This window comes from Arcticibacter eurypsychrophilus (assembly GCF_001730525.1).
Classification (GTDB): domain Bacteria; phylum Bacteroidota; class Bacteroidia; order Sphingobacteriales; family Sphingobacteriaceae; genus Arcticibacter; species Arcticibacter eurypsychrophilus.
On the sequence record NZ_MDFN01000085.1, the window covers coordinates 1 to 281 of the forward strand.

1 protein-coding gene is annotated in these 281 nt (G+C 40.9%); it reads left to right on the plus strand.

What is annotated here, in order from left to right; all coding sequences use genetic code 11:
- Nucleotides 1-281: hypothetical protein (locus BFL47_RS19940; RefSeq protein ID WP_211480995.1), on the plus strand; the 281-nt coding region annotated here is incomplete at both ends.

Genomic DNA, 281 nt, shown 5'->3' on the forward strand with positions numbered 1-281 from the left:
AGACTATATATTTCCTTTGATGGGCCTCACCAGGGAGCAAACGGTGCCATTGGCCTACAACAATTACTTCAGTATATATCATCAAAAGGCTTAGGCAGCGTTGTATTTAAAAGTCTTAAGAATGGTGCACATAGAGGATCAGCCGCAAGACAGATGTTAGTGGCAAATGCTGGAGTATCTGGAGAATCGCCAACCCCTGATAACTACAGGAATATTTTTTTATCAAATTTAGCTAGTGTTGGCACTTATCCAAACGCTACCAACGACACAAACAAAATACG